Origin of the sequence: Hydrogenophaga bisanensis, from assembly GCF_042665135.1 — a bacterium.
In the GTDB taxonomy this organism is placed as follows: Bacteria; Pseudomonadota; Gammaproteobacteria; order Burkholderiales; family Burkholderiaceae_C; genus Hydrogenophaga; species Hydrogenophaga bisanensis.
This window is the reverse complement of record NZ_JBHTBX010000016.1, coordinates 50,348-64,414: the sequence shown is the minus strand read 5'-3', so window position 1 is coordinate 64,414 and position 14,067 is coordinate 50,348. Positions and strand designations below refer to the sequence as shown.

The 14,067-nt window shown below is 67.1% G+C and carries 13 protein-coding genes and 1 pseudogene; 6 read left to right on the top strand and 8 right to left on the bottom strand.

What is annotated here, in order from left to right:
* Positions 1-181: 181 nt before the first annotated feature.
* Genes ACFQNJ_RS17635 through fahA form a run of 3 tightly spaced genes read left to right on the top strand, consistent with a single transcriptional unit; the run spans position 182 to position 2,270 of the window.
* Positions 182-373, top strand: coding sequence for a DUF2783 domain-containing protein (locus ACFQNJ_RS17635; protein ID WP_382259913.1), 192 nt, complete (start codon positions 182-184; stop codon positions 371-373).
* 25 nt (positions 374-398) lie between these two features.
* The gene (locus ACFQNJ_RS17630) at positions 399-941 is read left to right on the top strand and encodes a VOC family protein (protein ID WP_382259911.1); all 543 of its coding nucleotides are present in this window, start codon (positions 399-401) and stop codon (positions 939-941) included.
* A 12-nt stretch (positions 942-953) separates the two neighbouring features.
* Positions 954-2,270 (top strand): fumarylacetoacetase, encoded by a 1,317-nt coding sequence (fahA, locus tag ACFQNJ_RS17625; RefSeq protein WP_382259909.1) that lies wholly within the window; start codon positions 954-956, stop codon positions 2,268-2,270.
* A 4-nt stretch (positions 2,271-2,274) separates the two neighbouring features.
* On the opposite strand, the gene ACFQNJ_RS17620 is transcribed toward fahA, so the two are convergent.
* Positions 2,275-3,810: an acetyl-CoA hydrolase/transferase family protein gene (locus tag ACFQNJ_RS17620; RefSeq protein ID WP_382259907.1), complete on the bottom strand. Its 1,536-nt coding sequence runs from the start codon at positions 3,808-3,810 to the stop codon at positions 2,275-2,277.
* Between the two features lie 107 nt (positions 3,811-3,917).
* On the opposite strand from ACFQNJ_RS17620, the gene ACFQNJ_RS17615 reads away from it, so the two are divergent.
* Positions 3,918-5,012 carry a PA0069 family radical SAM protein gene (locus ACFQNJ_RS17615; RefSeq protein WP_382259905.1) on the top strand — a complete coding sequence of 365 codons (1,095 nt, stop codon included), beginning with the start codon at positions 3,918-3,920 and terminating at the stop codon, positions 5,010-5,012.
* Between the two features lie 30 nt (positions 5,013-5,042).
* Here ACFQNJ_RS17615 and ACFQNJ_RS17610 read toward each other — a convergent pair whose 3' ends face one another.
* Positions 5,043-5,177, bottom strand: a complete 135-nt coding sequence (locus ACFQNJ_RS17610; RefSeq protein WP_374642898.1) for an oxidoreductase-like domain-containing protein — start codon at positions 5,175-5,177, stop codon at positions 5,043-5,045.
* Positions 5,178-5,291: 114 nt separating this feature from the next.
* Positions 5,292-5,531 (bottom strand): annotated as a pseudogene (locus ACFQNJ_RS17605) (DUF1653 domain-containing protein); the annotation flags it as partial.
* A gap of 153 nt (positions 5,532-5,684) precedes the next feature.
* Between ACFQNJ_RS17605 and ACFQNJ_RS17600 the strand changes: the two are divergent.
* Together ACFQNJ_RS17600 and ACFQNJ_RS17595 are read left to right on the top strand one after the other, a co-directional pair.
* Complete coding sequence (locus tag ACFQNJ_RS17600; RefSeq protein ID WP_374642859.1) at positions 5,685-6,572, top strand: hypothetical protein; 888 nt, start codon at positions 5,685-5,687, stop codon at positions 6,570-6,572.
* 50 nt (positions 6,573-6,622) lie between these two features.
* A complete protein-coding gene (locus ACFQNJ_RS17595) occupies positions 6,623-8,386 on the top strand; it encodes a M23 family metallopeptidase (protein ID WP_382259902.1) in 1,764 nt (587 codons plus the stop codon).
* On the opposite strand, the gene thiD is transcribed toward ACFQNJ_RS17595, so the two are convergent.
* Genes thiD through thiC form a run of 5 tightly spaced genes read right to left on the bottom strand, consistent with a single transcriptional unit; the run spans position 8,383 to position 14,037 of the window.
* Positions 8,383-9,978, bottom strand: a complete 1,596-nt coding sequence (gene thiD, locus ACFQNJ_RS17590) for a bifunctional hydroxymethylpyrimidine kinase/phosphomethylpyrimidine kinase (protein ID WP_382259900.1) — start codon at positions 9,976-9,978, stop codon at positions 8,383-8,385. The two genes, ACFQNJ_RS17595 and thiD, sit on opposite strands and share 4 nt — an antisense overlap.
* A 4-nt stretch (positions 9,979-9,982) precedes the next feature.
* Positions 9,983-10,768, bottom strand: coding sequence for a thiazole synthase (locus ACFQNJ_RS17585; protein WP_382259898.1), 786 nt, complete (start codon positions 10,766-10,768; stop codon positions 9,983-9,985).
* A 3-nt stretch (positions 10,769-10,771) separates the two neighbouring features.
* Positions 10,772-10,969, bottom strand: coding sequence for a sulfur carrier protein ThiS (gene thiS / locus ACFQNJ_RS17580; protein WP_382259896.1), 198 nt, complete (start codon positions 10,967-10,969; stop codon positions 10,772-10,774).
* On the bottom strand, positions 10,963-12,141 hold the full coding sequence (locus ACFQNJ_RS17575) for an FAD-dependent oxidoreductase (protein WP_382259894.1): 1,179 nt from the start codon (positions 12,139-12,141) through the stop codon (positions 10,963-10,965). Before ACFQNJ_RS17575 ends, thiS begins: the two co-directional genes overlap by 7 nt.
* A 3-nt stretch (positions 12,142-12,144) precedes the next feature.
* Positions 12,145-14,037, bottom strand: coding sequence for a phosphomethylpyrimidine synthase ThiC (gene thiC / locus ACFQNJ_RS17570; RefSeq protein WP_382259892.1), 1,893 nt, complete (start codon positions 14,035-14,037; stop codon positions 12,145-12,147).
* Positions 14,038-14,067 lie beyond the last annotated feature (30 nt).

Sequence of the window (14,067 nt, the reverse complement as noted above, 5' to 3'; positions counted from 1 at the left end):
TTGCCGATGCCGACGGGCACTTCCGGGCCCGCTACGGGGTGCGCGCCAGCGGCGCGGCCTACCTGCTGCGTCCGGACCAGCACGTGTGCGCGCGCTGGCTCACGCTCGATGCCCACCGCCTGCAGGCCGCACTGACCGCCGCGCTGCCCCAGTGAACCACCCGCCGACCAGGATGACCACCATGAACACACCCGCGACGCTGCCGATCGAAGGGCTGGAAGCCGTCTATGACGCGCTGGCCCAGGCCATCGACCAGGCCGGCCCCGACCAGGCCGAGCTCTTTCTCGTCAAGCTCGCCCTGCTCAATGCCCACGCACTGGCGGACGCCGGGCTTTTCCAGCAACATCTGCAGGCTGCCCTGCAAGACCTCTGACCATCGACCCACCCAAGGAGCCATCATGAAAATCGAGCGCATTCACCACGTCGCCTACCGCTGCAAGGACGCCAAGGAAACTGTCGAGTGGTATGTCAAACACCTGAACATGGACTTCGTGCTGGCCATTGCCGAAGACCAGGTGCCGTCCACCAAGGCACCCGACCCGTACATGCATGTCTTCCTGGACGCCGGGCAGGGCAACGTGCTGGCCTTCTTCGAGCTGCCCAACTCGCCCGAGATGGGGCGTGACGAGAACACCCCGGCCTGGGTGCAACACATTGCCTTCAAGATCGGCAGCATGGATGACCTGATCGCCACCAAGGACCGCCTGCAGGCGTCCGGCATCGAGGTCATCGGCCCGACCGATCACACCATCTTCAAGAGCATCTATTTCTTCGATCCGAACGGACACCGCCTGGAGCTGTGCGCCGATGTGGGCACGCCCAAGATGCACAAGGACCTGGACGAGGTGAAATGGGACATGCTCAACGAATGGGCCCAGACCAAGCGCGCGCCCAAGCATGCCGCCTGGATGCACGACAAGGAATTCAAGGCCCTGGACTGAGATTCACCCGACATGACGATGCTCAATGAAACCCACGACCCGGCCCTGCGCAGCTGGGTGGCGTCGGCCAACCTGGCCGGCAACGATTTCCCGATCCAGAACCTGCCGTTCGCCAGTTTCCGCCGCCAGGGCAGCACCGAGGCCTTCCGCGGCGGCGTGGCCATCGGCGACCAGATTCTGGATCTGGCGGCCGTTCACCAGGCGGGCGTGTTCACGGGCAATATCGGCCAGGCCGTTCGGGCCGGCGCCCAGCCGCAGCTCAACGACCTGATGGCGCTGGGCACCCCTGTGTGGAGCGCGCTGCGCCTGGCGCTATCGCGCGCCCTGCGTGAAGGCGCAGCCGAGCAGGCGGCCCTGCAGGCCTGCCTGGTGCCGCAGGCGCAGGCCGAGTACGGTGTGCCTGCCCGCATCGGCGACTACACCGATTTCTACACCTCGGTGCACCACGCCACCAACATCGGCAAGCTGTTCCGTCCGGACAACCCGCTGCTGCCCAACTACAAGTGGATTCCTATCGGCTACCACGGTCGCGCGTCCAGCATCGGTGTCTCGGGCCAGCAGTTCCGCCGGCCGGTCGGCCAGACCCTGCCGCCAGGGGCCACGCAGCCTTCGTTCGGGCCCTGCAAGCGGCTGGACATCGAGCTGGAGCTGGGCATCTTTGTCGGTACCGGGAATGAACTGGGCGACCCGGTGGCCATGGCGCAGGCCGAGGATCATGTGTTCGGTCTTTGCCTGCTCAACGACTGGTCGGCACGGGACATCCAGGCCTGGGAATACCAGCCACTGGGTCCCTTCCTTTCGAAGAACTTCGCCACCACCATCTCGCCCTGGATCGTGACAGTGGAAGCACTGGCGCCTTACCGCGTGGCCTTCGAGCGCCCGGCGGACGATCCGCAGCCTTTGCCGTATCTGGACAGCGAAGCCAACCGTCAGCGCGGCGCGTTCGACATCCAGCTGCAGGTGGGTCTGGAGACCCCGAAGATGCGCGAAGCGGGTCAGGGCGATGCCACCATCTGCCGCACCAGCTACCGGCATGCCTACTGGACGGTGGCCCAGATGGTCACGCACCACACGGTCAACGGCTGCAACCTGCAGCCAGGCGACCTGTTCGGCAGCGGCACGCTGTCCGGGCCCACGCTGGACCAGGCGGGTGCGCTGATCGAGCTGACCGCTGGTGGCAAGAACCCGCTGCCCCTGCCCAACGGTGAAACCCGCACCTTCCTGGAAGACGGTGATGCGGTGGTGCTGCGCGGCTGGTGCGAGAAGCCCGGTGCGGCGCGCATCGGCTTTGGCGAGTGCCGGGGCACCGTGCTGCCGGCACGGGGCTGACCGCTCAACGAGGCCGCATGTCCTCGGTGGTCTCGTAGCGGGCGTGCCAGCTCAGGGCCTCCTGCAGCAGGTGCGGTGTGTGCAGGCCGCCCTGACCGCTGCGGCCGGCGGCCTCGGCCCGTTCCACGTAGTCCAGCAGAGCGGGCTTGAAGTCGGGGTGTGCGCAGCGTTCGATGATCAGGCGTGAGCGCTGGCGTGGCGCCAGGCCACGCAGATCGGCCAGTCCCTGCTCGGTGACGATGATCTGCACATCGTGTTCGGTGTGGTCCACGTGGCTGACCATGGGCACGATGCAGCTGATGCTGCCGCCCTTGGCGGTGGACGGTGTCATGAAGATCGAGATGTAGGCGTTGCGCGCGAAGTCGCCCGAGCCGCCGATGCCGTTCATGATGCGCGTGCCCATCACATGGGTGGAGTTCACGTTGCCATACAGGTCGGCCTCGATCATGCCGTTCATGGCGATCAGACCCAGTCGGCGGATCACCTCGGGGTGGTTGCTGATCTCCTGGGGACGCAGCACGATGCGCTCACGGTAGAAGTCCAGGTGATCGTTGAACTCCTTCATCACCTCGCTGGACAGCGAAATGGCGGTGGACGAGGCCATGCGCATCTTGCCGGACTTCAGCAGCGCCAGCATGCCGTCCTGCAGCACCTCGGTGTAACCCTGCAGACCGGTGAATGGGCCGTCGTTGAGGCTTTCTAGCACGGCGTTGGCGATGTTGCCCACGCCCGACTGCAGTGGCAGCAACTCGGCTGGCAGGCGGCCCAGCTTCACTTCCTGCTGGAAGAAGTCCATCAGGTGGCTGGCAATGCGGCGCGAAGCATCGTCGGGCGCGCTGAACTTGGTGTCGCGGTCCGGTAGGTTCGTCTCGACCACCGCGATCACCTTGGTCGGATCGCAGTGCAGGTAGGGTGTACCGATGCGCTCGCCCGCGTGCGTCATCGGGATCGGCTTGCGGTAGGGCGGGCGCTCGGTGCCGTAGTAGATGTCGTGCATGCCTTCCAGCGCCAGCGGGTGGCCGTGGTTGACTTCCAGGATCACCTTGTCGGCCTGGTCCAGCCAGGTCTTGTTGTTGCCCACCGATGTGGCCGGGATCAGCCGCCCGTCCTCCAGGATGCCGGCCACTTCGATGACCGCGACGTTCAGCTTGCCCAGAAATCCGAACCACACGTACTGCGCCACGTGCGAGAGATGAATGTCGGTGTAGGCCATCTCGCCGGCGTTGATGCGCGCGCGGCAGGTCGGGTCGGACTGGTAGGGCAGGCGCATGTCCATGCCGCCCACCTTGGCCAGCGCCCCGTCCAGTTCGGGCGCGGTCGAGGCGCCGGTCCACAGGCCGATGCGGAACTCTTTTCCTGCATCGTGCTGCTGCTGGATGTGGCGGGCCAGGGCCTGAGGCACCAGCTTCGGGTAGCCGGCCCCCGTGAAACCGCTCATGCCGACGTGATCGCCGTGGTGGATGAGGCGGGCTGCGTCGTCGGCGGACATCAGCCTGGAGCGCAGACCAGGGTGCAGGATGCGCGAAACAGGGCTCAACATCAGAAGTCCTTGCTATGCAATTTCAGAAAATTAGGGTTTACCCTTATTTTCGCAGTAATCGATGTCAGGCACTGGTCAAAAAGACTGTTTTTATGTACAGTTTTTGAATGATCGAGCAGCATATCCCGCTTCCCCGTGTCAAAGGTCGCGGAATGGCCTGGCAGGCCCCTCACCGCTTTCGGGCTGAGGACCGCGAGGCCTTTGACGACGGCTGGGACGGTCTGACACTGACGGCCGCTGGTCAGGCAGACGCTGGCCAACCCACCACCCAGGTCATCTGGGAGGACGCGCGCAGTGCCATCACCCGCAACGATTCGCCCGACATTGGCTTCGCGCTGGGTCTGAATCCCTACCGTGGCTGCGAGCATGGTTGCGCGTATTGCTATGCCCGTCCGAGCCACAGCTACCTCAACCTGTCGCCGGGGCTGGATTTCGAGACCAAGATCATTGCCAAGCGCAACATCGCCGAGGTGCTGCGCCGCGAGTTGCAGCGGCCATCCCATGTGCCGGACCTCCTGGCCATCGGTACCGTCACCGATGCCTATCAGCCGGTCGAGCGCGACCTGCGCCTGACCCGTGCCGTGCTGGAAGTCTTGCAGACGGCGCAGCATCCGCTGGCGATGGTCACCAAAGGCAGCGGGATCGAGCGCGATCTTGATTTGCTCGCGCCCATGGGGCAGCAAGGCCTGGCCGCGGTGTATGTGACCATCACCACGCTGGATGCCCGTCTGGCCCGCATCCTGGAGCCGAGGGCGGCTGCACCGCACCGGCGGCTGCGCACCATCCGCGCACTGGCCGAAGCCGGTGTGCCCGTGGGGGTGAGCGTGTCACCGCAGATTCCCTTCATCAACGAAGACATGGAGCGGGTGCTGGACGCAGCAGCGCAGGCAGGTGCCACCCGTGCCTTCTACCAGGTGCTGCGCCTGCCCTGGGAACTGGCCCCGATCTTCCGGCAGTGGCTGGCACAGCATTACCCGCAGCGCGCCGAACGTGTGATGGCCCGCGTGCAGGACCTGCATGGGGGGCGCGATTACCGCGCCGACTTTGCCACCCGCATGAAGGGGCAGGGTGTCTGGTCCGAACTGCTGCGCCAGCGCTTTGACAAGACCTGCCACCGGCTGGGACTCAACCGGGAACGTGTGCCGCTGGACAGCAGCCGGTTTCGTCCCGCCGCCCTCGACGCACAGCAATCGCTGTTCTAGCGATCCGGTGTCGGGTCTATCCGGGCCGAATCAGGCCCCGTGACACTCCAGCAATTGCAGAGCATCGGTGCGCCAGTGATGCAAGGCCTCGTAGTAGCCCTCCCAGACACAGCCGTTGCAGCCACGGCCGCAGCAGGTGGTCGGCTCGGGCGGCGGCCGTCGCAGGGTCTGGTCCAGGTCCAGATGGCGTTCACGCAGCGCACGTCCTCTCAGGTGGGTGATCAGCGCATGTGCGGTGGGCAGGTCAGACAGTCGAATCAGGCCCGGATCGTGCAGGGTGAATCTGGGTTGCTCCTTGCCCTCGAACACCCCCGTTTCCCGGAACATGGCCGCAGGTCGCACCCACAGTCCGAAGCCCCCATACAGCGCGCGATAGAGCGTCATGCCCTGCAAGGTTTCGCTGCATCTCACCGTGTCGATCACCTCATACCAGCCGCCCTTGTAGTGGCGGTACAGGCCAGGGGGCGTGGGTTCCAGTGGCGGCAGGTCATCGTCGGTGGGAGCAGCTTCGGCAGTCATGGCGCCGAGATTGTCCCTGATGCCGGCCGAGTCAGCTTTTTGAACATTTGCTTGCACACAGGGTGGCCCAAGACCGGCCTTCATATTAGTACGATAGTATGATTTGAAGGCCGGTCGTCGATCGATTCGGCCATCAAATCAGGGAGTCAATCAATGTCAACGAAATGGATCGTGGTGCTGTCGTGCACCACGTTGATGGCCGCTTGCGGCCAAACGCCATCGGCCGCCCCCAGGCAGCAGGGTCCTGTGCTCGATCCTCTGACACTGGCGACAGCACCGGCAGCCGCCTCGCCCGGTGCACCGGTGGCGCCGCCTGCGGCAGAGCCGTCGCCCGCCCGTGCCCTCAAGGACCTGTTCGGTGCCGACTTCCGGACCGTCGACAGTCAGCGCCTGCCCGGCGACGTGGTGGCCGGTCACTGGGCGAGCGGGCGTGTGCCTGCGGCGTTGGGCATTCCAGCCGTGCTGGTGCTGGCGCAAGCCACGCCGGGGCCGCAGCAGGAGTATCCCAAGCCCCAGGACAAGGTGCAGTTGTCCGGCGCCGTTTACGTGCCGGGCGAGCAGGGTGACTGGCTGCTGAAGTTCAAGCAGACCGCCTTTGGCGAGTTCGGTGCCAGCGAGACTGCCCCCCGGCGGGTGGATGCCAGCCGAGACGCCTGGCTGAAGGTGGCCGATGACCGGCTGATCTGGGCCGTCGGCACCTACGACACCCTGCCCGGTGGCCACGGCATCGAAGGGCTGGAACTGATCGGCGTGGACCTGGGCAAAGGGTCAATGCAATACCTCGGACGCATGGCCTCGGGGGAGAACAACGACGGCGACTGCCGCGACGCTGGGACCCAGGGCAAACAGGCCTTGTGTTTCGATTGGCGGGGCCGGTTGTCCGTGGTGACGGGGCAGGGCAAGGGCGCCTGGCCAGACCTGGTGCTGGTGAAGACAGGCACCCGCTATGACGCCCGCCAGCGCAAGCTGATCAAAGTCGATGACCGCGCGGTGATCCGCTTTGACCCTCGCACTGTGGCTTATCGCACCGGGCAACCGTGACCCTGTGACTGAGCATTCTCAGCCACAACACACATCAGGGGGATGGCCAGATGGCCCCGAAGAATCTGAAGAAAGACGAAGTGGTGCAGGTGGTCGCGGATGCAGCGGCCAGGCACGGCATACCCGTGGACGATTTCCTGCGCGCCTCACACATCGAGACGGGTGGTCGTTTTGACGAACTGGCACACAACCGGTCCTCTGGTGCCAAGGGATTGTTTCAGTTCATGCCTGCGACGGCCGAGCACTACGGCATCGCCGGTCGTGAGTTTGATACGGCGGCCAACACCGACGCGGCGGCCCGTCTGTACCTCGACAACCGCCAGGCACTGTACAACGCGCAAGCCCGATCGGGCCTGCCTTTCCTGTCGGGGGCACCCGAGCCCACGGGCCTGGACATGTACTTTGCCCACCAGCAGGGTGCTGCCGGCTACGGCTCGATCCAGTCGGCCCTGGCCGGCCATGGCTTCACCCGCGATCACACGGCCCGCAACATCCAGGCCAACATCGGTGATGACCTGCAGGCCATCACCGGGCACAGCCGAGGTGATCTGGCCACCATGAGTGACCAGCAACTGGCGGGTACCTATCTCAGCTACTGGCAGCACAAGTACGACCGCATTGCCATGCCTGCCCATGGGGTCCTGGCTCGCCAGGGCGATGCGCCGGCGGGTGTGCTGCCCACGCCCCTGCTGCGCCAGGGCAGCCAGGGGGATGGTGTTCGTCAGTTGCAGCAGCAGCTGGCCGATGCGGGCATCACCGGACCGGGCGGCCGCGCGCTGGCGGTCGACGGGGACTTCGGCCCGCGTACCCGTGCAGCGGTCGAGGCGTTCCAACGCCAGCAAGGGCTGGCCGCCGACGGCGTGGTCGGCAAGGCCACCTGGGCGGCCTTGTCGCGCCAGGCCACGCAGGCGGTGGAGTCAGGCCCAACCGTCGAGATGCAGGATGTTGGAGAAGGTGCCTGGCCAGCACCGGGCAACATGACCATCAATGCCGCGGACAAGCCCGGCGAGGGGCGAGGCGAATTCGGCACCTCCCGCGCCGGTGGCAGCCGCGTCCACAACGGGCTGGACATCCAGGGGCAGGTGGGTGACCCGATCGTGGCTTACCGCGATGGCACCGTGCTGTTTGCCGGCCAGCAGGCCGGTGGCAAAGGGTACGGCAACTACATCGTGCTGGAACACGCGGACGGGTCGCAGTCCTTGTATGCCCATCTGGAGCGATTGGAGGTACGAGAAGGCGAGACGGTGGGGGCTGGCGATCGCATCGCCACCATGGGGAGATCGGGCAACACGCCCGAGACCGGCGATACCCACCTGCATTTTGAGATCCGCGAAGGCGCCACGCCGGGAGCGCGACTGACAGGCACACCGGTGGACCCCATAGGGCGCTTCACCCAGGTGGCGCTGCAGCCTGCGGAACAACCGGTGGTCCCGGCCGAGGCGAAGGAGCCATTGCCCCGCCAACTGCTGGATCGGCAGGCACAGATCCGCCATGCCATGGGGGATCGGCTGTCGTCACAAGGCTTCAGCATCGGACAGGTGGATGCCATCAGCGCCGCCGCCACTGCCGCGATGGTTCGCGACGGCGAACTTGCTGCACGTGACTCCCGTTTCCTCGTCGGCAAGGACGGACAGCGCGTGGCCATGCTGTACGGCAACGGAGTCTTGCGTGAGGTGGACGTCTCCGGGGCGCTGACCCGCAGCGGGCCGGAACACCTGCAAACGGCAGCCGAACACCTGCACACCCGGGCGCTTGGCATGGCGGTCAGCCCCGCAGTGCAGGCCAGGGGCCATGGGACCGTGCCCGCGCTCTAGGTCCACCCTGAGGCAAGGTGCAGACTGGGGTGGGGCCCATGTGTCACCGCCCTGTCGTCGGGGTGCCTGCGCTTTCCCTGCTCCCAGGCTGCCCGCCAGGCGGGCAGGGTGAGGCCAGGGTCGTCGCCCAGCCCACGCACCACGCACCCGCCAGCGGCACCGGTCTCGGCCACGGCCTGCAACTGAGCGGGTTCGAGGATGCCGCCGATGCCCACCACCGGCGCCGGCGCCATGTGGGCCCACCAGGCCAGGTTGTCCAGGCCCTGCGGGTGCCAGGGCATGTCCTTGGTGGTGGTCGGCCAGATGGGGCCGCAGGCGATGTAGTCGGGTGCCAGTGCCGACGCGCGGCACAGTTCCCACAGGCTGTGTGAACTCACGCCCAGTTGGACTCCGCCTTCGCGTGCGGCCTGCAGCTTGGTACGGTCCTGGGCTGACAGGGCCAGCAGGTCTTCCTGCCCCAGGTGCAAGGATCTTGCTCCCGCGTCGATGGCGATGCGCCAGTGGTCGTTGACCACCAGCAGCACCCCAGCCGCGTCGGCCGCGCGCTGGCTGCGGGTGACGGCTTGGCGCAGGGTGGTTTCCCAGGTCGTGTCGTCCATGTCGGTGGGACGTTTGAAGCGCAACTGGATGGTGTCCACGGTCGGTCGCACCGACAGGACCGCTTCCACGCGCTCCGCGCTGTCGACGATGGCGTAGACACCCGGTGCTCGCCCACGCGGCCGCTGGGCCAAGGCGTGCGGGAGTTCCTCGTCCAGCGACAGGCGGGGCAGCAGGGTCGGATCGGTGACAAAGCCCTCCCGTGCGATCACCGGTCCCACGCCTCGGCCAACCGCGCGCGCGTGGCGCAGCGCGTGCGTGGCGGCCATCTTGGCCAGTACCGCCGCGTCGGCCGTCACCCAGCCCAGTGCCAGGGCTGAAGCCATGGCCGACGCGAAGGTGCAGCCGGTGCCATGGTTGTGCGGCGTGGCTTCGCGCGGCAAGGCCAGCCAGCCGCAGGCATGCGGTGTCTCCAGCCAGTCCAGTGACAGCTGCTCGTGACGCTGCAGCAGCGCCGCATCGCCACCGGTGATCACGACCGCCTCGCAGCCCAGTGCCCGCAGTGCGCGGGCTTGCGCTGGAATGTCTCCTGGTGCACCGTCACCGAGCAGGGCCACCGCCTCGGCCTGGTTGGGCGTGATCACAGTGGCGCGCGGCAGCAGCAGGTCGCGGTAGGCCGCGCGCAGTTCAGCGTCGGCCAGCGCAGCGCCGGTGCTGGCTCGAAGCACCGGGTCCACCACCAGCGCCAGCGGTTGCTGCATGCGCAGCCGGTCGATGAAGGCGACCAGCACCCGCACGTTGTCGGCGCTGCCCAGCAGGCCGGTCTTGATGACCTTCGGCGGCATGTCCCTGGCCAGCGTGTCCAGCTGCGCCTGCAGCACTGCGGGCGGTGTGGCTTCGGTGTGGGTGACTTCGGTGGTGCTTTGCGCCGTGATACCGGCCACGACGGTGCAGCAGTGAACGCCCAGGGCGTCGGCTGCTCGCTGGTCAGCCGCCAGCCCGGCGCCGCCACCGCTGTCGGTGCCGGCAATGCTCCAGATGATGGGTGTGGTCATGGTGTCATCCGATCAGGAAAGGGTGTCCGCTGACTGGGGTGGAGGCCACCGCCATGTCCTGCGGCGCCATCACGCCGGCTTCAAAGGCCGATCGGCCCGCTTCAATGGCCAGGCCGAAGGCGCGCGCCATACGCACCGGGTCCACGGCCTGTGACACGGCCGAGTTCAGCAGGACGGCGTCAAAGCCCAGTTCCATGGCCTGGGCCGCATGGCTGGGCGCGCCGATGCCGGCGTCCACCACCAGCGGCACGCCGGGCAGGCGCGCACGCAGGGTGCGCAGCGCAAACGGGTTGATCAGACCCTGGCCCGAGCCGATGGGTGCTCCCCAGGGCATCAGCACCTGGCAGCCCGCGTCCAGCAGGCGCTGGCAGGTCACCAGATCGTCGGTGCAGTAGGGGAAAACGGCAAAGCCGTCCTTGATGAGCTGCGTCGCCGCTTCCACCGTGCCCCAGGGGTCGGGCTGCAAGGTGTGTTCGTCACCCACGACTTCCAGCTTGATCCAGGGCGTGTCGTAGAGCTCGCGCGCCATGTGGGCCAGGGTGATGGCCTCGCGCGCGGTGCGGCAGCCAGCGGTGTTGGGCAGCAGGCGCACGCCACTGTTGACAATGCCGGCGATGAAGCCGTTGTCGCCCGCCGCGGCCAGCGTGCGCTTGAGGCCGACGGTCACCACCTGGGCACCGCTGGCGGTGATGCTGTCGGCCAGCACCTGCGGCGAGGGGTAGCCCGCGCTGCCGAGCAGGAAGCGGCTGCCGAGTTCGATGCCGTAGGGCGTCCATTGTGATGCGGTCATGGCTCAGCCTCCGACGATGGCCTGAAATGTGAGCACGGTGTCGCCCGGTTGCAGCACGGTGACGCCACGCCGGGTGCGGGGAACGAATTCGCCATTGACGGCGGTGGCCACTTGTTCGGCGTTGACGCCCTGTGCGGCCAGCAGCGCCGCCAGCGTCAGGCCCTCGGGGCAGGGCAGGGAGAGGTCGTTGAAGGTCAGCATGGGTTGACGGGAGAAGGGGCTTGATCCATATCAGCCGCGCAGCGGCGCAGGGGGAGTGCGGCAATCGCGTCCTCCACCAGCGCTGGTGCCAGCAGCCAGCCGTGTCGGTACAGACCGTTGATGCGCAGCAGGCCGTCTGCATGCTCGATGCGCGGCTCGTTGTCGGGCAGGGCGGGTCGCAGGTTGGTTTCCAGATGCACGATGCGCGCCTCGGCCAGTTCGGATATCACGCTCTGTGCGGCCGCCATCAGTTCCACGGCGCTGCGCAGGCTGACAGGCGAGCGGTCTTCGCTCTCGATCTCGCTGGCGCCGATGACGATGTGATCGCCCGGGCGCGGCACGATGTAGACGCGGTGACGCGGGTGCAGCAGGCGCACCGGTCGCTGCAGCGGCACGCCGGGCGCGTGCAGCCAGACCACCTCGCCGCGCACGCCGCGCACCGGCAGCTCAGGCCGGGCGCCCGTGCCACGCACATCGATGGCCAGGTCGAAGCGCTGTTCGCTGCCATCGTCCAGCACGATACGACCGGGCTGTACCGACGCCACCGTGTGCCGCCAGCGCCAGCGCACGCGCGGTGCGGCCGCGCACAGGGCGGGCAGCACCTGCAGCGGCAGGATCTGTCCCTCGCCGGGCAGCAACCAGGCGTGCAGTAGCGGGTCGATGGCCGGCTCCAGTGCCGTCAGGGTGTCGCGGTCCAGCCGCTGCGGTGTCTGCCCCGTGCCGGCCAGATTGGGCGCCTGGGCCAGCCGCGCCAGCACGCGCTGGGCCGCGCCCAGGTCGCAGCCGTGGGCCACCAGCAGGCTGCCCAGGGTGCGCAGTTGCAGCGCCGGTTCCTCACCGGTGCCAAGGCTCGTCGAACACCCGGTGCAGCTGCCGCAGGCGGCGGGCAGGGCGCCCGCATCCGGCGATCCTGCGCGGGCCAGTGCATCGGTGATCTCGCGCCACAGCGCCAGGGAGCGCCAGCCCAGCGCCGCGATGGCCGGGCCGCTGTTGTCCAGTTCGGCCAGCGGGCTGAGCATGCCGGCAGCCGTGAAGGCCGCCGGTCCCTGGCCGTCGCTGCGGGCTTGCGGACCATCGGCTGGATCGAACACGGTCACGTCGTGATGGGGAGACAGCCGCCAGGCCAGCAGCCGGCCCAACAGGCCGGCGCCCGCTATACCGATGCGCGCCATGGCTCAGCCTTTGTTCTTCAAAGAGTCGAGGGGCACGTAGAACTCGCCGCCGACCGACTTGAACTCGGCGCTCTTCTGGGCCATCCCTTCGGTCAGAGCCTGTTCTTCGCTCAGACCCTTGGCCGCCGCATAGTCGCGCACGTCCTGCGTGATCTTCATGCTGCAGAACTTCGGCCCGCACATGCTGCAGAAGTGCGCCTCCTTGGACGAGTCCTTGGGCAGGGTTTCGTCGTGGTAGGCCTCCGCGGTCTGCGGGTCCAGGCCGAGCGCGAACTGGTCGCGCCAGCGGAACTCGAAGCGCGCCTTGCTCATCGCGTCGTCGCGCGCGCGCTGACCCGGGTGCCCCTTGGCCACGTCGGCCGCATGCGCGGCGATCTTGTAGGCAATGATGCCCTGTTTCACGTCGTCGCGGTCCGGCAGACCCAAGTGTTCCTTGGGCGTGACGTAGCACAGCATGGCGGTGCCCATCCAGCCGATCATGGCGGCACCGATGGCGCTGGCGATGTGGTCGTAGCCCGGCGCGATATCGATGGTCAACGGGCCGAGCGTGTAGAACGGCGCTTCGTGGCAGTGCCTGAGCTGCTCGTCCATGTTGGCCTGGATCATGTGCATGGGCACATGACCGGGGCCTTCGATCATGGTCTGTACATCGTGCTTCCAGGCGATCTGCGTGAGTTCGCCCAGGGTCTTGAGCTCGGCAAACTGCGCCTCGTCGTTGGCATCGGCCGCGCTGCCCGGGCGCAGGCCATCGCCCAGCGAGAAGGTCACGTCGTACGCCTTCATGATCTCGCAGATCTCGTCGAAGTGCGTGTACAGGAAGTTCTCTTTGTGGTGGGTGATGCACCACTTGGCCAGGATGGAGCCGCCGCGCGAGACGATGCCGGTGCGGCGCTGGGTCGTGAGGTGGATGAAGGGCAGGCGCACGCCGGCGTGGATGGTGAAGTAGTCCACCCCTTGCTCGGCCTGCTCGATCAGCGTGTCGCGGAAGATTTCCCATGTGAGGTCCTCGGCCACGCCGCCGACCTTCTCCAGCGCCTGGTAGATCGGCACCGTGCCGATGGGCACCGGGCTGTTGCGGATGATCCAGTCGCGTGTGGTGTGGATGTTCTTTCCGGTCGACAGGTCCATGACCGTGTCGCCACCCCAGCGGATGGACCACACGAGTTTTTCCACCTCTTCCTCGATGGATGAGGTCACGGCCGAGTTGCCGATGTTGGCGTTGATCTTCACCAGGAAGTTGCGGCCGATGATCATCGGCTCCACCTCGGGGTGGTTGATGTTGGCCGGGATCACCGCGCGGCCGCGAGCCACCTCGTCGCGCACGAACTCGGGCGTGATCACGTCGGGGATGCGTGCCCCCATCGCGTTACCGCGCAGGCGCGCCTCGCGTTCGGCGTCGCCCAGGTATTCGCGCATCCACTCGCGCTTGCCGTTCTCGCGGATGGCGATGTATTCCATCTCCGGCGTGACGATGCCGCGGCGCGCGTAGTGCATCTGGGTCACGTTGGCGCCTGCCTTTGCGCGCAGCGGCTGGCGCTGCAGGCCGGCGGCCTCGGCGCGCAGCGCCTCGATGCGCGCGTCAGCGACGTCGCCGTGTTTGCCTCCATCGTCCAGCGCCATGCGCGCGCGACCTTCGTAGTGTTCGGTGTCACCGCGCGCAGCGACCCACTGGCTGCGCACCGGTCCGAGGCCCTGGCGGATGTTGATGTCGGCGGCCGGGTCGGTGTAGGGGCCGGAGGTGTCGTAGACCGTGACCGTCTCGCCATTGGTCAGCGCGATCTCGCGCATGGGCACCTGCACGCCGGGTTGGGCGCCGGGCACATAGACCTTTGACGACTGGGGGAAAGGTTCGCGGGTGAGGGTGAGCAGCTGCTGCAGCTTGTCGGGCGCGTTCATCGAGGCAGTCTCCATGTGGGTTGGATGAAT